General features: G+C 41.4%; 29 protein-coding genes. 23 read left to right on the top strand and 6 right to left on the bottom strand.

The genetic code is table 11. From position 1 onward, the window contains the following. The first annotated feature begins 97 nt into the window (after positions 1-97). Positions 98-1,057, top strand: coding sequence for a type I pantothenate kinase (gene coaA / locus ACN6NB_RS10670; protein ID WP_039179731.1), 960 nt, complete (start codon positions 98-100; stop codon positions 1,055-1,057). Between the two features lie 34 nt (positions 1,058-1,091). Here coaA and ACN6NB_RS10665 read toward each other — a convergent pair whose 3' ends face one another. From ACN6NB_RS10665 to ACN6NB_RS10650, 4 genes are all read right to left on the bottom strand, one after another. Continuing rightward, on the bottom strand, positions 1,092-2,327 hold the full coding sequence (locus ACN6NB_RS10665; RefSeq protein ID WP_126681627.1) for an MDR family MFS transporter: 1,236 nt from the start codon (positions 2,325-2,327) through the stop codon (positions 1,092-1,094). 194 nt (positions 2,328-2,521) lie between these two features. After that, complete coding sequence (locus tag ACN6NB_RS10660; RefSeq protein WP_099663352.1) at positions 2,522-2,866, bottom strand: YolD-like family protein; 345 nt, start codon at positions 2,864-2,866, stop codon at positions 2,522-2,524. A 15-nt stretch (positions 2,867-2,881) separates the two neighbouring features. Further along, positions 2,882-4,114, bottom strand: a complete 1,233-nt coding sequence (locus ACN6NB_RS10655; protein WP_039179722.1) for a DNA polymerase IV — start codon at positions 4,112-4,114, stop codon at positions 2,882-2,884. 152 nt (positions 4,115-4,266) lie between these two features. Further along, a complete protein-coding gene (locus tag ACN6NB_RS10650; RefSeq protein WP_024422888.1) occupies positions 4,267-4,716 on the bottom strand; it encodes a YfmQ family protein in 450 nt (149 codons plus the stop codon). Positions 4,717-4,988: 272 nt separating this feature from the next. Here ACN6NB_RS10650 and ACN6NB_RS10645 point away from each other — a divergent pair, with 272 nt between their 5' ends. From ACN6NB_RS10645 to ACN6NB_RS10625, 5 genes are all read left to right on the top strand, one after another. Further along, positions 4,989-5,468, top strand: a complete 480-nt coding sequence (locus tag ACN6NB_RS10645) for a GNAT family N-acetyltransferase (RefSeq protein WP_024428048.1) — start codon at positions 4,989-4,991, stop codon at positions 5,466-5,468. Then, positions 5,465-6,439, top strand: a complete 975-nt coding sequence (locus tag ACN6NB_RS10640) for a GNAT family N-acetyltransferase (RefSeq protein ID WP_126681628.1) — start codon at positions 5,465-5,467, stop codon at positions 6,437-6,439. The genes ACN6NB_RS10645 and ACN6NB_RS10640 overlap by 4 nt, the downstream gene beginning before the upstream one ends. 79 nt (positions 6,440-6,518) lie before the next feature. Beyond that, a complete protein-coding gene (locus ACN6NB_RS10635) occupies positions 6,519-6,845 on the top strand; it encodes an iron-sulfur cluster biosynthesis family protein (RefSeq protein WP_039179713.1) in 327 nt (108 codons plus the stop codon). A 12-nt stretch (positions 6,846-6,857) separates the two neighbouring features. Continuing rightward, complete coding sequence (locus ACN6NB_RS10630) at positions 6,858-7,097, top strand: YqkC family protein (protein WP_024422884.1); 240 nt, start codon at positions 6,858-6,860, stop codon at positions 7,095-7,097. 301 nt (positions 7,098-7,398) lie between these two features. Continuing rightward, positions 7,399-8,661: a response regulator aspartate phosphatase gene (locus ACN6NB_RS10625; protein ID WP_024428051.1), complete on the top strand. Its 1,263-nt coding sequence runs from the start codon at positions 7,399-7,401 to the stop codon at positions 8,659-8,661. 26 nt (positions 8,662-8,687) lie between these two features. Here ACN6NB_RS10625 and ACN6NB_RS10620 read toward each other — a convergent pair whose 3' ends face one another. Next, positions 8,688-9,614 (bottom strand): alpha/beta hydrolase, encoded by a 927-nt coding sequence (locus ACN6NB_RS10620; RefSeq protein WP_126681629.1) that lies wholly within the window; start codon positions 9,612-9,614, stop codon positions 8,688-8,690. Positions 9,615-9,737: 123 nt separating this feature from the next. Between ACN6NB_RS10620 and ACN6NB_RS10615 the strand changes: the two genes are divergently transcribed. Both ACN6NB_RS10615 and ACN6NB_RS10610 read left to right on the top strand, forming a co-directional pair. Next, on the top strand, positions 9,738-9,962 hold the full coding sequence (locus ACN6NB_RS10615) for a YqkE family protein (protein WP_047202235.1): 225 nt from the start codon (positions 9,738-9,740) through the stop codon (positions 9,960-9,962). Between the two features lie 173 nt (positions 9,963-10,135). Next, entirely contained in the window at positions 10,136-10,540 is a 405-nt protein-coding gene (locus ACN6NB_RS10610; RefSeq protein ID WP_247544537.1) for an antimicrobial peptide LCI, read from the top strand. Between the two features lie 112 nt (positions 10,541-10,652). On the opposite strand, the gene ACN6NB_RS10605 is transcribed toward ACN6NB_RS10610, so the two are convergent. After that, positions 10,653-11,573 carry an aldo/keto reductase gene (locus tag ACN6NB_RS10605; protein ID WP_039183182.1) on the bottom strand — a complete coding sequence of 307 codons (921 nt, stop codon included), beginning with the start codon at positions 11,571-11,573 and terminating at the stop codon, positions 10,653-10,655. 168 nt (positions 11,574-11,741) lie between these two features. Here ACN6NB_RS10605 and ACN6NB_RS10600 point away from each other — a divergent pair, with 168 nt between their 5' ends. From ACN6NB_RS10600 to sigF, 15 genes are all read left to right on the top strand, one after another. Further along, positions 11,742-12,299, top strand: coding sequence for an NUDIX hydrolase (locus tag ACN6NB_RS10600; RefSeq protein ID WP_034622377.1), 558 nt, complete (start codon positions 11,742-11,744; stop codon positions 12,297-12,299). Next, a complete protein-coding gene (locus ACN6NB_RS10595) occupies positions 12,296-13,477 on the top strand; it encodes a TIGR00375 family protein (RefSeq protein WP_047202232.1) in 1,182 nt (393 codons plus the stop codon). The genes ACN6NB_RS10600 and ACN6NB_RS10595 overlap by 4 nt, the downstream gene beginning before the upstream one ends. Beyond that, a complete protein-coding gene (locus ACN6NB_RS10590; protein WP_474253355.1) occupies positions 13,464-13,916 on the top strand; it encodes a GNAT family N-acetyltransferase in 453 nt (150 codons plus the stop codon). The genes ACN6NB_RS10595 and ACN6NB_RS10590 overlap by 14 nt, the downstream gene beginning before the upstream one ends. 268 nt (positions 13,917-14,184) lie before the next feature. Then, positions 14,185-14,406, top strand: a complete 222-nt coding sequence (locus tag ACN6NB_RS10585; protein ID WP_039179694.1) for a hypothetical protein — start codon at positions 14,185-14,187, stop codon at positions 14,404-14,406. A gap of 111 nt (positions 14,407-14,517) precedes the next feature. Beyond that, positions 14,518-15,648 (top strand): S8 family peptidase, encoded by a 1,131-nt coding sequence (locus ACN6NB_RS10580; protein WP_151284398.1) that lies wholly within the window; start codon positions 14,518-14,520, stop codon positions 15,646-15,648. Positions 15,649-15,764: 116 nt separating this feature from the next. Then, the gene (gene spoIIM / locus ACN6NB_RS10575; RefSeq protein ID WP_474253354.1) at positions 15,765-16,409 is read left to right on the top strand and encodes a stage II sporulation protein M; all 645 of its coding nucleotides are present in this window, start codon (positions 15,765-15,767) and stop codon (positions 16,407-16,409) included. Positions 16,410-16,519: 110 nt separating this feature from the next. After that, entirely contained in the window at positions 16,520-16,972 is a 453-nt protein-coding gene (fur, locus tag ACN6NB_RS10570) for a ferric iron uptake transcriptional regulator (protein ID WP_003215577.1), read from the top strand. Positions 16,973-17,089: 117 nt separating this feature from the next. Beyond that, positions 17,090-17,317: a YqzK family protein gene (locus ACN6NB_RS10565; RefSeq protein ID WP_024428058.1), complete on the top strand. Its 228-nt coding sequence runs from the start codon at positions 17,090-17,092 to the stop codon at positions 17,315-17,317. A gap of 6 nt (positions 17,318-17,323) precedes the next feature. After that, positions 17,324-18,214: a site-specific tyrosine recombinase XerD gene (gene xerD, locus ACN6NB_RS10560; RefSeq protein ID WP_039179686.1), complete on the top strand. Its 891-nt coding sequence runs from the start codon at positions 17,324-17,326 to the stop codon at positions 18,212-18,214. 153 nt (positions 18,215-18,367) lie between these two features. After that, entirely contained in the window at positions 18,368-19,552 is a 1,185-nt protein-coding gene (gene deoB, locus ACN6NB_RS10555) for a phosphopentomutase (RefSeq protein ID WP_064497560.1), read from the top strand. Positions 19,553-19,563: 11 nt separating this feature from the next. Further along, entirely contained in the window at positions 19,564-20,376 is an 813-nt protein-coding gene (locus ACN6NB_RS10550; protein ID WP_047204125.1) for a purine-nucleoside phosphorylase, read from the top strand. Between the two features lie 159 nt (positions 20,377-20,535). Then, entirely contained in the window at positions 20,536-21,690 is a 1,155-nt protein-coding gene (locus ACN6NB_RS10545; RefSeq protein WP_369880173.1) for a D-alanyl-D-alanine carboxypeptidase family protein, read from the top strand. A 161-nt stretch (positions 21,691-21,851) separates the two neighbouring features. After that, positions 21,852-22,205: an anti-sigma F factor antagonist gene (spoIIAA, locus tag ACN6NB_RS10540; protein WP_024422866.1), complete on the top strand. Its 354-nt coding sequence runs from the start codon at positions 21,852-21,854 to the stop codon at positions 22,203-22,205. Further along, on the top strand, positions 22,202-22,642 hold the full coding sequence (spoIIAB, locus tag ACN6NB_RS10535) for an anti-sigma F factor (RefSeq protein WP_024422865.1): 441 nt from the start codon (positions 22,202-22,204) through the stop codon (positions 22,640-22,642). Before spoIIAA ends, spoIIAB begins: the two co-directional genes overlap by 4 nt. 13 nt (positions 22,643-22,655) lie before the next feature. Continuing rightward, positions 22,656-23,423 (top strand): RNA polymerase sporulation sigma factor SigF, encoded by a 768-nt coding sequence (sigF, locus tag ACN6NB_RS10530; protein WP_024422864.1) that lies wholly within the window; start codon positions 22,656-22,658, stop codon positions 23,421-23,423. Positions 23,424-23,537 lie beyond the last annotated feature (114 nt).

The raw sequence follows: 23,537 nt of genomic DNA, 5'->3' as shown, positions 1-23,537 counted from the left end.
TTTCGCTGAAAAATAAAGACAGCGCCTTCATTTTAAGCTACAATCGGATTATCGTCTTTTTGGGTTACGAGTTTAGTGAAGATTGGTGGGAAAGACTTTGAGTGACACGCGACTAGATTTTAATACGCTATACACGCGCCATACGAGAGAGGCCTGGGCCGCTCTTGGAGAATATATGCCGGTATCTGTTTCAGAAGAGGAAGCGAGAGCGCTGCAAGGATTAAATGACTATTTATCGCTTGAAGAAGTTCGAGATATTTACATACCGCTTATTCGTTTTCTGACATTACATGTCTTTGCAGAAAAACAAAAAAACCAGCATGTGAATGCCTTTTTAAACTACCCGCATCATGCCAAAATTCCCTTTTTAATTGGGATTGCTGGAAGTGTAGCTGTCGGGAAAAGCACAACGGCTCGTATCATTGAAACGCTTTTATCGAGGCTTGGAGATGGGCTGAAGGTAAGTCTTGTGACAACAGATGGCTTTTTATATCCTCAAAAAGAATTAAAGGATCGAGGGCTGATGGAAAAGAAGGGATTTCCAGAAAGCTACGATGTCAAAGCTCTGCTGTCTTTTTTAAATGAATTAAAATCAGGTAAACAAACTGTGCATGCCCCGGTATATTCGCATCTGACCTATGATCGGCTTGAAGGGGTGTATGAAACAGTAGAGGATGCAGATATTGTCATTATTGAAGGAATCAATGTGCTCCAATCACCAGCGCTGGATGATCTGAAGGATGAACCGCGTGTGTTTGTATCAGATTTCTTTGATTTTTCGATTTATGTAGACGCCGCTGAAACGCAAATTCAATTATGGTATAAAGAACGGTTTCGTTTGCTAAGAGAAACAGCCTTCCAAGACCCTGAATCCTTCTTTCATCAATATAAAGATTTGACGGATGAAGAGGCAGATCAGATGGCAAGCACGATTTGGAATACCGTGAATCGGCCTAATTTATATCAAAATATTTTGCCGACAAAATATCGAGCTGATCTCATTTTGAAAAAAGGTGATCAGCACAAGGTGGAAGAGATCGCCATCCGCCGGGTATAAAGAAAAAACCGCTCAAACGAGAGAGCGGTTTTTTTTAATGATCTCCACTTACTTTAACAGCTACGGCCGCTGCCGATCGCTTTTTTAAACGGTAATATCCTATGAGTAAGAATGGAACGCCTGCAACGGTGATCATCGACAAGACCGTAAAAATGGAGAGGGGATGGGCTGCGCCAAAATAGTCAATGCACAGTCCGCCGACAAATGGTCCGATGACGCTGCCGAGCTGAGAAAATCCCATCGCACCAAAGTAAGATCCCTTCACTTCAGGCTTTGCAATATTGTCTACAAAAAGATCCATCATCGCAAACAGCAGAACCTCGCCAATCGTAAACACGACAATGATGAAAGCAAGCATGCCGAGACTTTGTGAAAAAGCAATGGCAAACAAACTGCCGGCAAGGAGAATATTCCCGGTGGTCAGCGACAAAATGGTGGAGTAGCGCTTCGCAATCATGATGAGCGGGTATTGTACGACAATGACAACCACTGCATTTAAAGACAAAAGATATCCAAACAGTTTAGGACCATCCTCAATCATAGGTGACGCTGATAAGTATTGAGGCAGTGTTGAGCTTAAATGCGAATACCCGAACGAACATAAGGTAACGCCGATGAGGATGATGCTAAAGACCGTATCTTTTTGAATAATGGAAAGGGCTTTTTTGACGCTGATTTGTTTCGTGCTTTCTGGAGCAGCAACTGGATGTTTTTGAAATTGCCAGGCCAGTGTTAATCCGTATAACAAATAAATGAAGGCAGCGACAAGAAATGGAAACGTTGTTTTCGATGACCCGAGATATAAGCCAAGCAGCGGGCCGAAGATTACACCAATATTAATGGCCGTATACCGTAAATTAAAAACAAACAACCGAATACTTGATGGGGTGACATCAGATAAGAGTGCTTTAGACGTCGGTTCAAACAGTGCCCGGCACAGTCCATTTAAAGCGTTCATGAGGAAGAAGACCCAAATGGCATCTGCAAACGCAAAGCCAACAAAGACAAATGACCAGCCAAAGATGGATAGAAGCATGACTTTTTTTCTGCCGATTCGGTCAGAAACATAGCCGCCGTAAAAACTCGCAACGATCCCAATAAGGGAGCTGACGGCAATGATTAACCCAGCTGAAGAAGCTGAAGCCCCTTTGACTTGTGTCAAATAAACGGCCAAAAAAGGAATGCTCATGGACGTCGCCATTCGGCCGAATATGGTGCCGATGATGATCGTCCAACTAAGTGGATGTAAAGTACGTAAATTATTTTTCATGCTGTTTCTCCCCTGAGTGTTAAGATGTTCCAATCATACATGAAAAATTGTGCAAATTAAATACACAATTTGATGGAGGAGACATCCACCATATGACAGAGGAGCTCCGAATAGCCCGCAAATTTGGAGAGCATGTTTTTTCTGCCGATGCTTCTATGTTTTTTTGCTGATTCGTACGATCACTTAAAGACCATTTAATCCAGATCAATCGCGGCAATTTGCTGCAAGGACAGGTGGAGAACATCTTCATCATTGACGATTTTGATGCGCTGCGTTTCATAATGAATGGCTTTCACCCAGCCCCAAAACTGCTGTTTCATACCTGCTGCAGCATATGTCACGCAAATCGCTTGGTCCTCTGTAATCGACTGTGTGATCAAAAAATTCATTTCCTCTAGCCGATCAGTGCTCAGCGGAGGAGGCGTGTATTCTTTTTTCTTCCGTTTTTGAGCAAGCAGCTGTTCACGGTGCTCTGGTAGCATCATTCGGCTTGATTCCCACATGATGTTGTATCCAGGTGTTAATTTATTGGGATTCATGGCTGTTCGCCTCCGTTATTTGTAATGTCCACCAATTTTTTCGGCGCGGTGATACGCCTGCCCTGCGCTTGTTAGTGACGAAGCGTGCAAGAGCGCAGCAGGTCCATACTTCATATGGATGGCATCAAATACTTTGCTGAGTCTGTCTTTTTTTAAATGGTGATCAAATAAACTCAGCTGATATTGGCTGTCAGGCTGCAGCTGCGAGAGAGTAATACCTACACTGCGAATGGGCTGGCCGTCCCAGTGCTGCTGACATAGCTGAATGGCTGCGTCTGCAATATCTGTCCCGTATTGTGTGGGTGAATGGAGCTTGATTTGTCTATGAAATCCAGTCGGATGAGAAAAATCAGCGCCTCTTACGCCAACAGACACCGTTTGCCCAACATAATGCTTAAAGCGCGCACGTCTTGCCACTTCTTCACTCAATTCAAGAAGGGCGACTTTGATGTCCTCAAAGGACGCATAATCATGGGGAAGGGTCATATGATGCCCAACCGCCTTTTGCTGATCATGTGTGTGAAGAGTGACCGGGGAAGGGTCGTGTCCTAAAGCAGTTCGCTGCAGAAGCTCCCCGTTGATTCCCCAGCGCTTTTTTAGCCGGTCTAACGGATAAGTAGCAAGCGTCCCAATGGTACTGATGCCCATTCGTTTTAAATGGTGCTCCATTCGTTTGCCGACGCCAAATAGTTTTCCAACCGGAAGCGGCCATAAATCAGCCGCCACCCGGTCTGCACGAAGCTCATAGATGCCAGATGTGTTTTTTTTAGCAAAATGGTCACAGGCCATTTTAGCGAGCACTTTATTAGGACCAATGCCAACGCGTGCGTAAATGCCCGTCTGGTTCATAATAGTCGTTTGTATATTTTGGGCGATCTCGCGGGGTGAACCGAGTAGTGTCACACTCCCCGTAATATCGAGAAACTGTTCATCAATTGAATAGGGTTCGACAAGATCTGTGTATTGTTCAAGCAGTTCTGTCATCATGACAGAAACATCAAGGTAGCGCTGCATACGTGGACGTACGACGACGGCTTCAGGGCATTTCTCCTGTGCTTCCCATAATCTTGATGCATTTTGTACGCCCCGTTTTTTAGCGAGCGGGCAGGCGGCAAGTACGACCCCGCTCCGCCGCTCAGGATCTCCTGAGACGATGAGCGGCACATCCTTCAAATGAGGAGCCTCCACTTTTTCGACCGACGCATAAAATGACTGCATATCCACAAGCAGAATGGCTCGTTCATTCATCATTTTCACCTCTTAGAACGTATGTTCTGTATATATTTTAACCGCCAGAAGGTGAAATTGATACTGGTAAATCATTCAAAGAGAAGAGTGTAAATCCATACAAAAAAGACGAAGTGTCTCCACTTCGTCTCATCTTTGTAAAATGAGTCATTTTAAGCATGTGCCAAGTTATTGGATGTTTGGAGCGGCTCAGAACGCAAACGATAGGCCGTTAGTTTTTTCTTAGGCTTATGGGTAAACTGCCGCACCACATCCACGTGGTCATCGTAATGATACAGATAAAGGGTCACATCATGCTTGCCAAGCTTTGTTTGCATGGTAAGCGGCGCTGGTCCTTCCTGCGGATGAAGAAAACGCTCTTCGTCACCAGGATAAATATAATAACGTTCAATAAAGATCGCATCATTAAAATGTTGAATAATTTCAGATGTTTGCTGATCATCAAGTGGACGTCCTTGAAACGTCATCGTTGTTTGATCACTTGTTACTTTTGCATGCACCGCATAACGACTAAAAAGGCGTTCAACAACACCAGAAGGCAGCGAAGTGACAAGCAACTTTAAAAGACTAAACACAACAAGTGAAGTAACAATCCAAACCAATATCATCATCTCCAATAAACTTTTGTTCCATTTCTTATATGAACAATTTTAACATAACAAAAGAATGGATCTTTCGCACAAAAAGTGAACTTTTTGAAATAAGTGTGAAGATTTAAAAGGAGATGACGGCGAAAAGACGAAGAACCAACAAAGCTGAAGGAAAAAAGGCTGATACATCACCTTTACAAACAATTGATCAGACAGGTAGACTATTGAAACAGTTGATTTTTTGTGAAACGGTACAGCTAAAAATGAAAAGGGGCGAGGCCATCATGATACGTCAAGTGAAGCCGTCAGATTTTTATGCGGTCACATCCGTCATTCAAAGCTGGTGGGGAGGCAGAGATTTGCGCGCAAAATTGCCAAAGCTATTTTTCGAACATTTTCAGCAAACAAGTTTTGTCGTTGTTGAAAAAGGTGAACTGATCGGCTTTTTAGTCGGTTTTTTATCGCAATCGCATTCAGATGAAGCGTATATTCACTTTGTGGGGGTACATCCAGACCACCGAAAATTGAAGATTGGCAAAATTCTCTATCAAGCGTTTTATGAAGCGGCTGAAAAGGAAGGAAGAACAACGATTAAGGCCATCACAGCTCCTGTCAATAAAGTCTCAATTGCTTACCATACAAAGCTCGGTTTTCAGATAGAAAAGGGAGATAAAACGGTCGATGGCATTTCAGTTTTTTCAGATTACGACGGCATTCATGAAGACAGGGTGCTATTTGTGAAAAAGCTGGAGGCGAAAGCATGATCATTAGACTGGATCAAAAAAATAAAGAACAAGCAAAAGAGCTGTTACATATCCAATTGGCCGCATATCAGCGGGAGGCAGAACAAATAGGCTATCAAGATTTACCGCCCTTAAAAGAAACGGTTAAAGACATAATAGAAACAAATGAGATTTTCATAGGATTTGAAAAAGAGGGGCATTTGTTAGGGATCGCTTCATATGAACTGCATGACGACCGGATCATCCTCAGCCGGTTAGCTGTGCACCCTCATCATGTCAAACAAGGCATCGGGACAGCGCTCCTGCAATCCATCATCCAGCATCAAAAAACAATTGAGCTCACAACAGCGGAAGCAAATATACCAGCAATCAAGCTTTATGAAAAACTAGGGTTTAAACAGAAGGATCGTTTGCAGGTGGAAAACAATCTGATGTTAATAAAGATGGAACGTTTGATGCTTCGAAAAGTGGAAGTGATTGAATACCAAGCGAGCTGGCCAAAACAATTTCAAGATGAGCATGATAAGCTGAAAAAGATAGTTGGCGACAACTGGGTATATGGCCATCATATTGGCAGTACGTCAGTCATAGGAATGGCGGCTAAGCCAATTATTGATATATTGCTAGAGGTGAAGCATATCAGTCGCTTAGATGAATGTAACCACCTGTTTCGTCAGCTTGGATATGAACCGCTCGGAGAAAATGGACTCAAGGGAAGACGTTTTTTTAGAAAAGGCGGCTTGAATCGAACACATCACGTTCACGCCTATGAAGCTGGACATGATGATGTAAAAAGGCATTTGGTGTTCCGAGATTATTTAAAAGCTGCACCTGATCGTGCCAAAGCCTATGCCGATAAAAAGCGTCAATTGGCAAAAGCATATCCTGAAGATATGGCAAGTTATATGAAAGGAAAAGATGGGCTCATTAAAGAAATTGAACAAGAAGCGTACAATTGGTCAGACCAGTTAAAGAAAAACGATCAGACATAAGAGCTGGCAGGACGTGAACATGTTTAATTGATGACTGATATGTTACAATGTAACAATCAACGGAAAAAGGATGTTCGGCATGTATATTCATATAACAGAACCAGCAGCAGCGTACCTTACAAAACAACAAGCAGGGCATGAAACAAAAGAACTGCTCCTTCGATATGATTCAGATGGGTGCGGCTGTGCGGTAAGCGGTGTCCCAATGATTTGGCTCACAGGTGAAAGAACAGGCGAATGGGAAGAGCTCAAGCATAATCAGCTCTTTAAGCTGTACATACACACAGCACAAAAGGTCTTTTTTGACGAGGAAATGACGATTGATTTTAATGAAAAAGCCAACACACTCATGTTGAAAAGTCCTCAACAAATACTCAGCCCGAGAATGGGTATACTTGTAAAGTAAGGTGGAAATGTAGTGGATCAAAAGCTAAAAGTGATACAAAATACGGCACAAAATAAAACATGGGTGTCGTTTTTAAATAACAATCATCCCTATAGCCTTTTGCACTGGTCAATAGGTGGAATGGATTCGGTGAAAAAGGACGTTTGGCTTCTTCAAGATGAAGTCACATTTGAAACGGAAGAATTTCCAACGCTCGAATTAGCTGTCAATTGGATCAAAGAGAATATGGACCAAGTAACAGATGTATTATAAAAGCCCTTTTTCGAAAGGGTTTTTTTCGTGCGTTCATCATCTCATCAAACGGCACGGTTGTCTAATCTGAAAAATGATCTTTTGAAGCAAAAAAAGCAGTTTTTCAACAAACAATTCGACAAAATGAGCAAGCTGGAAATAAAAAAATAATGGCTGTAAATGCCGAAAAATAGGCATTCGCAGCGTTTATTGCGGGATACCGAAAACTTTGCGAAAAATGACATTTCATATTTCTTCCATTCGAGGAAATGTGATAGAATACAACATGTATCGTATATGAGAAGGGAGGTGCTAAAGTGAATTGAAGCTCAAGCTGTCATCGCCTCAGGTTGGAATCAAAATAAACGAATGGTATAGGCAGATTTGCGGATTTCATGTGATGAAAGCAGAGAAGCTGAAGGCGGAGATCGAGCAGGAAATCCTCGAAATGGAGCAGGATCAAAACTTGTTATTGTTTTACCAGCTGATGGATTTTCGCCACAAGGTAATGCTTGAATATTTTGAACCGGCAAAGAAAGCCTCGAATGATGAAGAGATTAAGAATTTGCTAGAAACGATCGAACATTCACAAACGAAATTAACGGATATGCTTGAATACTATGTTCATTTTTTCACAGGAATGTTTGAATTTGAACAGAGAAACTACTTAAGTGCCATTGCTTATTACCGCTCAGCAGAAAAAAAGCTCAATCTCATATCAGATGATATAGAAAGAGCAGAATTTTACTTTAAATTAGCAGAAATTTACTACCACATGAAACAAACCCACTTTTCGATGCACTATGCCTTGCAAGCGTTAGATACGTATTCTGCCTACAGAACGTACACGCTGAGAATCATCCACTGTGAATTTGTCATTGGTGCAAACTATGATGATTTGAAATGCTATGAACATGCATTGCCCTACTTTAAAAATGCTCTAAAGCGAGCACGCTCAATTGGAAACCCTCGAGTCATAGGTTCGGCCCTTTTCAACTTAGGTAACTGTTATTATCAAATGAACGATCTTGCGGAAGCAAGCCGTTATCTGAAAGACTCTATTGAAGTGTTTGAAAAGGAGAATTTAACCCATCTTAATCGCTCTCTAGACCCACTATTTATGCTGACACAAATCCTGTTTAAACAAAAACAAATAGAAGAGTCGTTAACCCTCTATCAACAAGGTATTATGAAGGCCTGTGAATTAGAAGATGAAATTTACATCTGCAAATTTCAGTTCTTAAAAGCATTGTACGTTGATGCAGACATAACAATCATAGACGATACATTAGACCTGCTCGAGGACAAGCGCTTATACCCAGATATTGAGGAATTGGCACTTGATGCGGCTCATTATTACAATGAGCTTGGACTGTTTGAAGTATCTACCCGGTTTTACGAAAGGAAAATTCAAGCCATATCAAAAATTCAAAATGGGGGTCATTTATATGAAAACGAGTTTGATAGTTCTTTTATTGGCAGCAACTGCAGGATTATCGGTCATGAGTCAGCAGCAATCGGAAGAGAGCCATATGGAGCTTGCGGGCAGACACCATACAACAGTGGTGACTATCGCATAAGTTAGCTCAAAAAGAGGGGACGAACTGCTGTTCATTCTCCTCTTTTATTTTCATTCAATTCAAATCTTTGAAGAAATGCTTGAATTTCTTGCTCATAAGCTTCCTTATTTTCGCTAAAAGACATTGCATGCGCACCGTGTGGCGCAATAAACAACTGTTTGTCACCCTTTTTACGTGCATATAACTGCTGACTTTGCTCACAGGGGATATAGTCGTCATGGCGGCTATGAATAAAAAGTACAGGTACTTTCACATGATCGATCACATCAAGAGGGGAAACTTGCCGGATGCGGTATCCGTCCCGCCATTTTAACACTTGATCACTTAGTGGAAGAATCCATTGCCCTGAAAGGCGAAAATCTGTTTTTAACCGATACAGAAGCTGGTCCTCAAAAGAAGCAAAAGGGCAGTCTGCTATGTAAAAATTGGCGGTTGCTTCCGGCTTCGCAGCATATAACAAGGTCGTGACTGCACCCATTGATTCTCCGTGTATCCCAATGATGGCACTTTCTCCGAGTCTTTGTCTGAGCCACTTTACGATCTTTGCTAGATCTTCTTTTTCATAATATCCATAACTCGTGGTTTTCCCGCCGCTCATCCCGTGTCTTCTATGATCATAAAGCAGCACATTCCATCCGAGCTTTTGGAATAATTTCATATACTTAACGGAATTAATCAAACTGACTGTCACACCGTGGCAAAGTACGATTGTGCGTGTTGTATGAGGATGCGGCACAAAATAGCCATGTAGATTATAACCAAATGCTGAAGGAATACACACTTTCTCTTTCTTAAGCTGCTGAAATTCCTCGTGATGATAATGGCCTCCATCTGATTCTCGTTTGATGAGCTCTTCATCCGTTAATTTTCGAATATACATCATTTTATTGGTGAAAAAAATGCCGATTACAGCGAGTGGACATAATATGAAGGCAAATATAGCAATCCATTTCTTCATCTAGCCAATTCTTCCTTTCCGGAGTTTTTTCTATGACGATCATACCACATCTTGGTAGATTGGCGTGCCTCTTGCTCAGAAAATAAAACGGATGATACACTAAGTCAAAAGGAGAGAGGCACAATGAAAAAGACCAATCAGGATCAAGCGAAATTAAAGGACGGCATAAAGGACGATGTCAAACAGCAGCTTCTTCAAATGAAACAGAACCTCGCCGTCGAAACAGAAAAAAGAGAAGAACAAAAACGACAAGACCTCCTTCGGCAGCAGAAAGAAAAAGAAAAAAACAAAAGCTTTTCAGAGCTGCTAGATGAAAGCCATTTAGACTGGAGAAAGTATAAAAGCTAAAAAGGGAGCAATGATGCTTCCTTTTTTTTATGTCATCATCCTTGAGATAGATCCACAGAGTCCATAAAGAGAAAAGCATTTTTGCCTCCTTCACATCACTTCATTTCAGAATCGCGACAGTATGATTTTTTAAACGAAATCCCATAGCTTATGTTTGAAACAGAAATAAAAAGGTGAGTATTGATTTATTTAAATTCCTTTTTATTGAAAATATGGTTATTAAGACCCTTTTGGTAGAAGGTCGTTCTTCTTATAATGAAGATGTGTTACAAAATTTGGGAATGGAGATGATTCACATGAAATTGAGAAAAACAATGGCTGGAGTCGCTTTATCTTTAGGATTGCTTTTACCTGTTTCTGGACAAGCTCTTGCAACAAATGAGTTAACGAATGCAGATGTGAGTACAAAGGCTACTTCAATTGTAGATTGTTCTGTAACTCCTTTTAAAGGTGCAAGTAATCGATTATGTATGCATTCAGATAATGGTTCTTTTGCAAATAGTTTCAGTCGTTTTGGTACCACATTTTATCTTAAAGGCAAATCTGGAAATTATGCATATTACGAAAGTGCAAGATAAGACAACGGGGCTTTTAGCCCCTCCTTATTTTATATAGAGAAAACATAAAAAAATGTAGAAAAACATGAGTTTTTCTACATTCTGACGAGATAAATGATGTGATTTTTTCTTATTAGGATCGGTGCGCTTCATACACAAATGGTTTTGTATAGTAAGTTACTGCTTTGACTTCTTGGTCACTTAAAGAACGTGCATTTGCTGCTGCTATGTTTTCTTTTAACTGATCCACCGAGCTCGCGCCAAATACAACGGAACTGACCGCAGAATGTTTCAGTATATACTGAATGGACAGTTCAGTGAGTGATAGGTCATAAGCGACTTTCTTTAAAGAAGGAATGATCTGCTGAAGCTCTTCAAATGAATATTGAAGATAGCCGTTTTTTTGAATCGCTGCACTTGCTTGAGAAAGTGGTTTTTCAGTTAATAATCCTTTCGCTAAAGGACCTCTTGCGACGACGCTAATGCTTTGTTCTTCAAGAAGAGAGAACCATTCTTCCGGGCGGCGGTCGAGTAAGCTATATTGCATCATCACGCTTACGATATTGGACTTTTTGGCATATTCTTTAATGACATTTGGGCGGATAGATGAAATGCCATAATAGCGAATAACGCCTTCCTCTACTAATTCTTCAAAAGCCTCAATCGTTTCATCAATGGGGTCATCAATCGTGCCTCCATGCAATTGATATAAATCAATATAATCTGTTTGAAGCCGCTTGAGGCTTTGTTTTACTGCTTCCTTTATGTACGCCTTTGAAGGGTCCCAGTCCCAGCCTGGTTTGCCTTTTTCAAAGCGGTTGCCGCCTTTTGTCGCCAAAATCAAATCTTGCCGTCTATTTTTGATGGCTTCCCCAACAATTTCCTCATTTGTCCCAAAATCATATAAATCGGCTGTATCCAAATAGTTAATTCCGAGATCAATGGCCTCATCTAATAAAGAGAGCGCTTTTTCTTTATCAGTCCCAAGAGACATGCATCCTAGTGCCGCCTCGCTCACTAAAAGATCTGAGGTGCCAATACGTCTTTTTTTCAATTCCATCACACTCCTATCCTTTCACATTAAGTGAAAAAAATCAGGAATTCAAGCTAGGTGATTTCAAATGGCGCATTGAAGCAAGCGTTTCGCTTTTCGCTTCTCTTAAATCATCTATGTTAAAATAAATGAAGTAAAAAGTGAAAGTAGAACGAGGAGCTGACAAAATTGAAGGACTTTGAAGAAAAAACATTATCGTCGAAAGAATTATACAACGGAAAAATCATTGATTTGGTACTTGAAGATGTAGAATTGCCTAACGGAAAACAAGGCAAACGCGAAATCATTAAACATCCTGGTGCAGTAGCTGTCATTGCACGTACAGACGAAAATAAAATCATCTTGGTCAAACAATACCGTAAAGCATTAGAGAGAGCCATCGTTGAAATTCCGGCTGGAAAACTAGAAAAAGGGGAAGAGCCGGCACATACAGCATTAAGAGAATTAGAAGAAGAAACAGGATATACAACTCAGCAGCTTCAAAAGCTGACGGCCTTTTATACATCACCTGGTTTTGCAGATGAAATTGTTCACATTTATCTAGCAGATCAGCTAGTTCCGCTTGAAGAAAAAAGAGAGCTGGATGAAGATGAATTTGTCGAAGTAATGGAAGTTTCATTAGAAGAAGCCTTGCACCTCATTGAACAGCAGCATATTTACGATGCAAAAACAGCCTATGCCATTCAATACTTACAACTGCAAGAGGTACTTGAGTCAACAAAATGAAGGAATTTTTTGCAGACATCCATATTCATATTGGCAGAACAAGAACAGGCAGAGCTGTCAAAATTACAGGTGCAAGGTCATTGACAATTGACCAAATTCTCATTGAAGCAGCAGAAAGTAAAGGGATGGGGATGATTGGTGTGATAGATGCACAATCTCCAGAAGTCTTAGAAGAGTTAATAGAGGGTGTAGAGGAAGGCCGGTACACGGAACTAAATGACGGCGGTCTATCATTTGGACCGACAGTGCTGCTTTTAGGCAGTGAATTAGAGATCAATGATGACCATTCAAAAGGTCCGATTCATGTGCTGGCATTTATGCCCACACTACACAAAATGTCTGAGTTCTCCGCATGGCTTTCGCTTCATATGAAAAATGTGCATTTGAGTTCACAGCGCCTCTATGTTGATGGGAAAACACTTCAGCGCAAAGTAAAGGAGCTAGGAGGATTGTTTATTCCTGCTCATATTTTTACGCCGCATAAAAGTCTATACGGCAAAGGGGTGAACACTTCTTTAACGGAAGTATTTGACCCTGATCTTATTGATGCTGTTGAGCTTGGTCTTAGCTGTGATACGTCAATGGCTTCCCGGCTGAGTGAGCTGAACCGGTATCCCTTTTTAACGAATTCAGATGCTCATTCTTTAGGGAAAATCGCGCGAGAATATACAAAAATCAAAATGGATCATGCCTCTTTTGCCGAATTCAAGCTAGCCCTTGAAGAAAAAGATGGTAGAGCTGTCACAGGAAATTATGGACTTGCTCCGCGGCTTGGGAAGTATTATCATACGACCTGCGAGAAATGCGGGGTAAGACCTCACGCATCAGATCAGGAAGAGTGCCACGAATGCGGACATACCCGGATGACAAAAGGAGTAAGTGAGCGTTTAAAAGAGCTTGCTGACCAAGAAAGTGAAAAAAGAATGAGACCTCCTTATGTTCATCAGCTCCCGCTCCAGTTTATTCCGGGTGTTGGACCTAAAACGCTGGAGAAGCTAAAAGCCGTGTTTCACACAGAGATGAATATTCTGCATCAAGCAACAGAACAAGAACTAAAAGCCGTTTTGCCAGAAAAGACAGCGGGCTACATCATCAAAGCAAGAAAGGGCGAAGTCGGACTAATCGCTGGTGGAGGCGGAGTGTACGGTAAGGTGGATATCAATCATGAGTCACATTAAATGGACATGTCAAACGTTTGAACAATTGTCAAAAGAGGATCTTTACTTGATTCTTATGGAAAGAGTTAACGTGTTTGTTGTAGAACAAACATGTCCTTACCCTGAAATTGATCACAGGGATCAAGAAGCAATTCATCTCATCGCAAAAGAGAATGGTACCATTGTGGCTTATTGCCGAATTTTTCAAAACGGGATCGTGTACAAAGAGGCGTCCATCGGCCGTGTTCTTGTGACGCAGGCCGGCCGGAAAAAAGGGTATGGAAAGATGCTGCTCATCAAGGCTTTGGAAAAGCTTAATGAACTAGGTGAAACAAGTGTCAAAATACAGGCGCAAGCCTACCTGAAGTCACTTTACGAATCATTTGGTTTCAAGGTCGTCTCAGATGTTTATGATGAAGATGGGATTCCGCATTTTGATATGATAAAAACAGAAAGATAGACGTATTTACGTCTATCTCAGCGTGTAGACAAACCCTTGCATTCGTTGTCAGGTCTGCGCTCCGGTGCTCACGAATGTCAAATTCGCTCCGCAAAGGTAGCCGCCCTTCCTAGGACTGCAAAGGTTTTCTATCACGCTGAAAAGAAGACAAAGGGCTAAAATTAAGATCATTTTAGCCCTTTGTCAACAATCTGAGATAGACGTATTTACGTCTATCTTTTTTATGTAACATCGTGTATCATAACGTCAACGAAAGGGGTTTTGCCAAATGGGAAAAAGCAAAGCAAAGAAAAAACGAGAGCATATCCAAAGGCAGCACAGCCGTAATCCAGAACTGTCGAGAGGAAACATGCCGCATTTTAGCACACACGAAAGGAAGACAAAAACAAAACAAGAAGTCTTGCAGCACATGATGAAAAAACATAAAGGACGAAATGCTTATGATCACTATCAAGAGGATCATAAGCATTTTTATTTTGCTTTTTTGTGACAACTAGATCAAATAAATGGAAAAATTTTAAAAAATAGGACAAACGGTCGTTTCTTTTTGTCTAAAAATGTAGTTAAATGACAAAAAGAAACGAAAGGGAGAGTGAGTATCGTGAACGTCAAGTCATTTGGAGCAGGGCTTTGTATGGCAAGTGTGCTTGTGGCATCGGTCATGTTTGGCGCGTCAGATATTTCTGCAAAGGAGCAAGCAAAAAAAGAGTACATGATCGGCTTTTCTTCTTCCGTTCAAGACAAAATACAAAAACAGCTTGTAGAAGAAGCTGGCGGGCATGTGAAAGAATCCATAGAGCAAATAGATCTGATGAAAGTGTCGTTGAATGAGACATCGAAAAAGAAACTGAATGAAGCAAAAGAAGTGACTTTCATTGAGGAAGATCAAAAAGCAAAAACAAGCAGTCAAACTGTTCCATATGGCATCAAAAGCATCAAAGCACAAAAGGTACATAAACAAGGATACGCTGGACAGAATGTCAAAGTAGCAGTTCTTGACAGCGGGATCGACGGCAAACATGAGGATTTACATGTCACCGGCGGGGTGAGCTTTGTACCGACAGAGTCCGATCCGCTTGTAGATCCGCATAAACATGGCACGCATGTGGCAGGGACAATTGCCGCTTTAGATAATAAGGTAGGTGTCGTTGGTGTTGCGCCAAAAGCCTCTATCTATGCTGTTAAGGTGGCAGATGAAAATGGTGACGGCTACTATAGCTGGATCATAAAAGGGATTGAATGGGCCATTGAGAATGACATGGATGTCATCAATATTAGTATGGGGGGAGCAAGTGAATCTGAGGCGCTGAAAGAAGCGGTAGATCGAGCGTATGATAAAGGGATTCTCATTGTGGCTTCTGCGGGGAATGAAGGAAGTTATGGATCTCTCAATACGATTGACTATCCGGCTAAATACAGCTCCGTGATGGCTGTTGCCTCTGTTGACCAAAAAAAGCAAAGAGCTTTTGATTCATCTGTCGGCGAAGAACTGGAAGTCTCAGCACCAGGCGTTTCAACGCTGAGCACCATTCCTCATAACGAATATGGCTACATGAGCGGAACGTCAATGGCATCACCGCATGTAACGGGCGCTGCGGCTGTCATTCTATCAAAACATCCGAATCTGACAAACGATGAAGTGCGTGAGAGACTGTCAAAAACGGCGACAAAACTTGGAGAACCTTTTTATTACGGTGCCGGGCTTGTGAACGTACAAAAAGCCGCACGATAAATGAAAAAGAGAAAGCAGTGAGCAGGCTGCTTTCTCTTTTTTCTTTCAATAAAACTGTCATGTTTCGTAATCTCTCTCATAGAATCTAGTAACCTTACGATTTGGGAGGAAGACACATGCGGAAAAAGTCTTGGAAGGAGCATCTTCTTCAGCACGTAAAAGATCATCTCTCGATTTATTTATTTGTCTCTGTACTCTTTTTAATGGGTGTGATCTTCGGTGCCATCATTGTCAATAGCATGACATTCAGCCAGAAAGAGGATTTATTCTATTATTTAAATCAATTTTTTGGTCAGCTGACGAATGAGAAAGCAGCAGAATCAAAAGAAATGTTTTTACAAAGCTTCCTGCATCATATGAAATATTTAGGCCTTATGTGGATACTGGGAATATCCATCATTGGTCTGCCGCTCATCTTTCTGATGATCTTTTTAAAAGGAATTGTTGTTGGATTTACTGTTGGTTTTCTCGTGAATCAAATGGGGCTGAGTGGATTTTTTCTCTCGTTTGTATCGGTGCTTCCGCAAAACATTCTGCTTATTCCAGCCTATTTAGTGATTGGCACCTGTGCGATTGCGTTTTCCATCCGTCTCATTGGACAGCTCTTCATGAAAAAAAACATCAGTCAAGCACCCGTCCAGTGGTTTGGCCGGTATGCATCGGTTCTGCTGATGATTTTAGCGCTTGCTGCACTTTCATCTTTTTTTGAATCGTACATATCATTCATGCTCATGAAAAAGCTGGCAGGCATTCTTTTATAATTGTTATTAATTAATAATCAATTTATTTATCAATTTAAAATGATTATAGTTGGCTCTCAGCACATCATTTGATATAATGATCAAGTAATGTGGCGTAGGAGGGAAAGTCAATGGAAAATAGGATTGATCGAATTAAGAAACAGCTTCATTCTTCCAGCTACAAGCTCACGCCACAGCGTGAAGCCACAGTAAGAGTACTGCTTGAGAATGAAGAAGACCATTTAAGTGCAGAAGATGTATACCTCCTCGTAAAAGAGAAGTCTCCTGAAATTGGTCTTGCTACTGTTTATCGGACGTTAGAATTGCTCACTGAACTGAAAGTTGTTGATAAAATTAACTTTGGAGACGGCGTTTCGCGATATGATCTTCGCAAAGAAGGAGCCGCTCACTTCCATCACCATCTTGTCTGCATGGAATGCGGAACAGTCGATGAGATAGAAGATGATTTATTAGAAGATGTCGAAGAGATTATTGAACGTGACTGGAAATTTAAAATTAAGGATCATAGATTGACATTCCATGGTATTTGCCACCGGTGTCATGATGATGAATCCGGCAAATAATCCGAATTGGAACCTTTTCATTTAAGATGAAGAGGTTTTTTGCATTTTCGCTGTATATTCCTTGTCCTACCTGGCATATGCTGAAGTAATGAGAAGGTGAGAAAGGACTTGAAGATCATGCGAAAATGGCTCAAAACAACAGGTGAAGTGATCAAAGTATTTATCTTGTTCACAGGTTTTACCGTCCTGTTCTATTATGCTATGATATGGATAAATTCAGAATATGAAAGCTACCATCGTTATGATAAACCAGAGGGTGCAGCAATTAAAGTGATGGAAATGGATCAGCCGAATCAAGACAATTGGCAAGACCGATTGATTTATTTTTATCAAAACGGGGAGTAGAAATCATTGAACGATCAATTATCCGACTTTATTCATTTTATGACCGTAGAGAGAGGACTCTCTGAAAATACCATTGTTTCTTATAAAAGAGATTTGCAGAACTACTTGTCTTTTTTAATGACACATGAACAGCTGACGGATATTAGCGATGTCACGCGCCTGCATATCATTCATTATTTAAAGCAGTTAAAAGAGGAAGGGAAATCGAGTAAAACGTCTGTACGGCATCTATCATCGATCCGTTCCTTTCATCAATTTCTGCTTCGGGAAAAAGTGACAACGGATGACCCGTCATGGAACATTGAAACGCAAAAAACAGAGCGGACATTACCGAAAGTTCTATCATTAGGGGAGGTCGAAAAACTGCTTGATACACCAAATCAGCACACTCCCTTTGACTACCGAGACAAAGCAATGCTTGAGCTCTTATATGCAACAGGCATTCGCGTCAGTGAAATGCTGGATCTGACCCTTGCAGATGTGCACCTCACAATGGGCTTTATCCGCTGTTTTGGAAAAGGAAGAAAAGAGCGAATTGTGCCAATCGGTGAAGCTGCCGCAAGCGCAATTGAAGAATATATCGAAAAGGGAAGAAGCAAGCTGTTAAAAAAACAGCCGTCCGATGCCCTGTTTCTCAATCATCACGGGAAAAAAATGTCGCGCCAGGGCTTCTGGAAGAACTTAAAGAAACGAGCCATTGAAGCAGGGATTCAAAAGGAGCTGACGCCTCATACGCTCAGACATTCATTTGCTACACACCTGCTTGAAAACGGTGCGGACTTAAGAGCTGTACAGGAGATGCTCGGACATGCCGATATCTCAACAACACAAATTTATACACATGTGACGAAAACAAGACTGAAAGATGTGTATCACAAATTCCATCCAAGGGCATAAGTAAAGCATGACACGATGAACGGGTGTCATGCTTTTTCATCTTTACACCGTTTATGGTTGTCAACTGGCTTGTAAACGGTTTATACTTGAGATGTCTGACCTCTTACTGTTTGTAAGGTCAAAAGACAAGAATATTGAAGGAGGCGCTTTTTAATGCCTGATTATCAGTATAAACGCATTTTCCTCGTCGTAATGGATTCAGTAGGGATTGGGGAAGCACCAGATGCTGCTGATTTTAATGATGTAGGTGCAGATACACTTGGACATATTGCTGAAAAAATGAACGGGCTTCATATGCCGAATATGGCGAAGCTTGGGCTGAGTCATATTAAAGAAATCAAAGGAATTCCAGCGGATGAAAAACCGCTTGCGTATTATGGAAAAATGCAAGAAGCATCAAATGGTAAAGACACAATGACAGGGCATTGGGAAATCATGGGTCTTTACATAGACACACCGTTCAAAGTCTTTCCAGACGGATTCCCAGATGAACTATTAAATGAATTAAAAGAAAAAACTGGCCGAGGTATTATTGGAAATAAACCTGCGTCTGGTACGGAAATTTTAGATGAGCTTGGCGAAGAGCACATGAAAACAGGCGATTTAATCGTTTATACATCTGCGGATTCTGTGCTGCAAATTGCTGCGCACGAAGAAGTTGTGCCATTAGATGAGCTTTACCGTATTTGTGAAATTGCCCGTGAACTCACATTAGATGAAAAATATATGGTTGGACGGATTATCGCTCGTCCGTTTGTCGGAGAGCCTGATGCTTTTGTTAGAACACCAAACCGTCATGATTATGCGTTAAAACCATTTGACCGTACAGTTATGAATGAACTCAAAGATGATGGGCTCGATGTCATTGCGATCGGAAAAATCTCTGATATTTATGACGGCGAAGGAATCACATCATCTCTTAGAACAAAATCGAACATGGATGGAATGGACAAGCTGGTCGATACACTTAAAACAGACTTTACAGGACTCAGCTTTTTGAACCTTGTTGATTTTGACGCTCTTTACGGACATAGAAGAGATCCAGAGGGTTATGGAAAAGCATTAGAGGAATTTGACGCACGTCTTCCTGAAGTGTTTGACCTGTTGAAAGAGGATGATCTTCTTGTGATCACAGCAGATCATGGAAATGACCCGGTTCATCACGGAACAGATCATACAAGAGAATACGTTCCGCTCATTGCTTACAGCAAAAAGCATCAGGAAGCAAATGAACTGCCAACAGCAAAAACATTTGCTGATCTTGGGGCAACCGTTGCCGATAATTTCAAGATAGCGATGCCAAAATACGGAACAAGCTTTTTATCTAAACTCAAATAGGGGGAAATCTCGTGGGAGCACAGTTTTCAGAAGCGGCGGCATATATTAAACAAGCATCGACATATGTACCAACAGTTGGATTGATTTTAGGATCAGGGCTTGGCATTTTAGCAGATGAGATTGAAAATCCAATCAAAATAAAATATGAAGATATTCCCGGATTCCCTGTTTCAACAGTAGAGGGACATGCAGGGCAGCTCGTGATCGGAACGCTGAAAGGCACTGTCGTTTGCGCGATGCAAGGACGTTTTCATTTCTATGAAGGGTATGATATGAAGCAAGTGACGTTTCCTGTCCGTGTGATGAAAGAAATTGGTATTGAAACATGCATTGTCACAAATGCAGCCGGCGGAGTGAATACTTCATTCCGTCCAGGAGACCTCATGCTGATCACAGATCATATCAATATGATGGGAACCAATCCATTAATTGGCCCAAATGACAGTCAAGGCGTTCGTTTCCCTGATATGTCTGCACCGTACGATAAAGAATTGCTGGCACTTGCAGCAGAAACAGCCCAGCGTTTAGGTATATCTGTACAGCAAGGGGTTTATGCAGGGATGACAGGCCCTTCATATGAAACACCTGCTGAAGTTCGTTTCCTTAGAACGCTTGGAGCAGATGCGGTAGGAATGTCGACTGTTCCAGAAGTCATTGTTGCGCGTCATGCAGGAATCAAAGTACTTGGCATTTCATGCATTTCCAATGCGGCATCTGGTATTTTGGATCAGCCGCTGTCACATGATGAAGTGATCGAAGTAACGGAAAAAGTGAAAGCAAGTTTTCTTGATTTAGTAAAAGACATTGTCAAACAACTTTCATAGCATGTGTCCAGAAGCCTTCTGCTACCCAAGCAGAAGGCTTTTTTTATTTGCAATCATACGATCTCTGAATAAAACAGCCTGTATGAGGAAAAAATAGAAAGGATTACGATAATGGAGGTCTGCCACTTGAAACGTCATATATGTGCATTGTTTATTTTAATGATCCTTATCTCAATGGTTTCACCATCTGCGACAGCAAAAGAAAAGATTGAAAAACCAGGAGAAAAACAAACATCAGAATTGGCACACGAAGCCAAATCAGCGATCTTAATAGAACGTGACACGGGAAAGGTGCTTTACAACAAAAACAGCGATGAAAAGCTTGCACCCGCAAGTATGACCAAAATCATGACGATGCTTCTCATCATGGAAGCTATAGATCACGGTAAACTGAAAATGACAGACAAGGTCAGAACGAGCGACTATGCAGCGTCCATGGGAGGGTCGCAAATCTTCCTTGAACCAGGAGAAGAAATGACCGTGAAAGAAATGCTGAAAGGCATTGCGATTGCGTCAGGAAATGATGCTTCAGTTGCCATGGCAGAGCATATTGCAGGATCTGAAGAACAGTTCGTAGAGCAGATGAACAAAAGGGCGAAAGAGCTTGGCCTCACCTCAACAGTCTTTCAAAACCCAACAGGGCTCCCTGAAAAAGACCACTACAGCACAGCTCACGATATGGCAATAATGGCAAAAGAGCTGTTGAAATATGAACAAATCACAAAATTCACAGGTGTCTACGAAGACTATCTACGGCAAAACACAGATAAAAAATTCTGGCTTGTAAACACAAACCGTCTGATTAAATTTTATCCAGGTGTCGATGGGGTGAAAACCGGTTTTACAGGTGAAGCGAAATACTGTTTAACTGCATCTGCTAAAAAAGGCAACATGCGCGTCATTGCGGTTGTCTTCGGCGCAAGTACCCCGAAAGACAGAAACGCTCAGGTAGTCAAAATGCTGGACTACGCATTTAGTCAATATACGACTCATCCGCTTTACAAACGAGGGCAAGATGTGGCGGAGGTCAAAGTAAGCAAAGGGAAAAAGAAAAATATTCAGCTCGTTACTTCTGAACCGATCTCCCTTCTAACGAAAAAAGGTGAAAATGTGGATCAGATCAAAAAAGAAATCAAATTGTCTCATGATGTCAAGGCTCCATTTTCAAAAGGAACGGAACTTGGTACGATCGTCTTGAAAAAAGACGGAAAAGTGCTGCATGAAAGTCCTGTAGAAGCAAAAGAAGGAATGGAAAAGGCAGGCATTTGGACTTTCTTCAAACGAGCAATGGCTGATTTTGTGAAATGGAAATAAAAGGCGAAAGGCTGCTGAAATGGGCAGTCTTTTTGCTATGAGGAAAAAGAAAAGAACATCTAAATGTGACGAATGGTCACTAGTTTTGTCATGGTGAAGGATTTACTTCATATAAAAGAGAAACACTCTTTATCCGAAATAGAGCAAGGAGGAATAAAAAGATGAGCCTTGGTATTGATTTTCAAGTAAAAGAGAGCGTACTTTGCATTCGGTTAACAGGAGAGCTCGATCATCACTCCGCAGAAACATTGAGACAAAAGGTGACGAATTATTTGGAAACAGAGGACATTCGCCACATTGTGCTGAATCTGGCTGATTTATCATTTATGGACAGCTCTGGACTCGGAGTGATTTTAGGAAGATATAAAGAGATTAAGCAGCTTGGCGGAGAAATGGTCGTCTGTGCCATCTCGCCAGCAGTGAATCGGTTATTTGATATGTCTGGTTTGTTTAAAATCATTCGTATGGAGCCTTCAGAGCAAACGGCTTTGCAAACATTGGGGGTGGCGTCATGAGAAATGAAATGAATCTGACTTTTTCGGCATTAAGCCAAAATGAATCGTTTGCGAGGGTGACAGTCGCGGCGTTTATCGCTCAGCTTGATCCGACTTTAGATGAATTAACAGAAATCAAGACCGTCGTATCAGAGGCAGTGACAAACTCCATCATCCATGGCTATGATGGGAATCCAGATGGCAAGGTGCATATCCATGTCACATTAGATGACCATGTCGTCTACCTCACCATCCGTGACGAAGGCATGGGTATTACCGATCTTGAGGAAGCAAGACAGCCGCTTTTTACAACAAAACCAGACTTAGAGCGCTCTGGAATGGGCTTTACCATCATGGAGAATTTTATGGATGATGTCATGGTGGATTCATCTCCAGAAATGGGCACGACCATCCGTTTAACAAAGCATCTATCAAAAAGCAAAGCGCTTTGTAATTAAAGGAGCTGCTCATATGGATGTGGAGGTAAAAAAGCAAGCTAAAAAAGCCCAGCTGTCAAATGATGAAGTCAAAGAGCTCATCAAAAAAAGCCAAGACGGTGATCAGCAAGCAAGAGACCTCCTCGTAGAAAAAAACATGCGTCTTGTTTGGTCCGTTGTTCAGCGCTTTTTAAATAGGGGATATGAACCAGATGATCTGTTTCAGATTGGCTGTATTGGACTGCTGAAATCTGTGGATAAATTTGATTTGTCATATGATGTAAAGTTTTCAACGTACGCCGTTCCAATGATCATCGGGGAAATCCAGCGATTCATTCGGGATGATGGGACGGTCAAAGTCAGCAGGTCATTAAAGGAACTCGGAAATAAAATCCGGCGGGCAAGGGATGAATTGTCTAAGTCTCATGGAAGAATGCCGACCGTGCAAGAAATTGCCGAATACCTTGATATCACACCAGAGGATGTCGTCCTCGCCCAAGAAGCGGTCCGCTCACCATCATCCATTCATGAAACAGTGTATGAAAATGATGGGGATCCGATAACATTGCTTGATCAAATTGCCGACCATTCTGAAGAAAGATGGTTTGACAAAATTGCTCTGAAAGAAGCGATCAAGGAATTAGAAGAAAGGGAAAAACTCATTGTGTATTTAAGGTATTATAAAGACCAGACACAATCTGAGGTTGCAGAAAGACTTGGCATTTCACAGGTGCAAGTCTCACGGCTTGAAAAGAAAATTTTAAAGCAAATCCAAATGCAAATGGATCAAAAAGACAGCTAGCCAATTCGGCTGGCTTTTTTTGTGTGGTAATTACCGGTAAATCAAGTTCTATCAGTATGAGAACCATTTTTCACCACATACTATTTTTAACCCCTCGTATAGGAAGTGACTTGG

The organism is Bacillus sp. 11B20 (genome assembly GCF_056098985.1).
The sequence above is the reverse complement of the archived record's forward strand: the minus strand, read 5'-3'. Positions and strand labels throughout refer to the sequence as shown.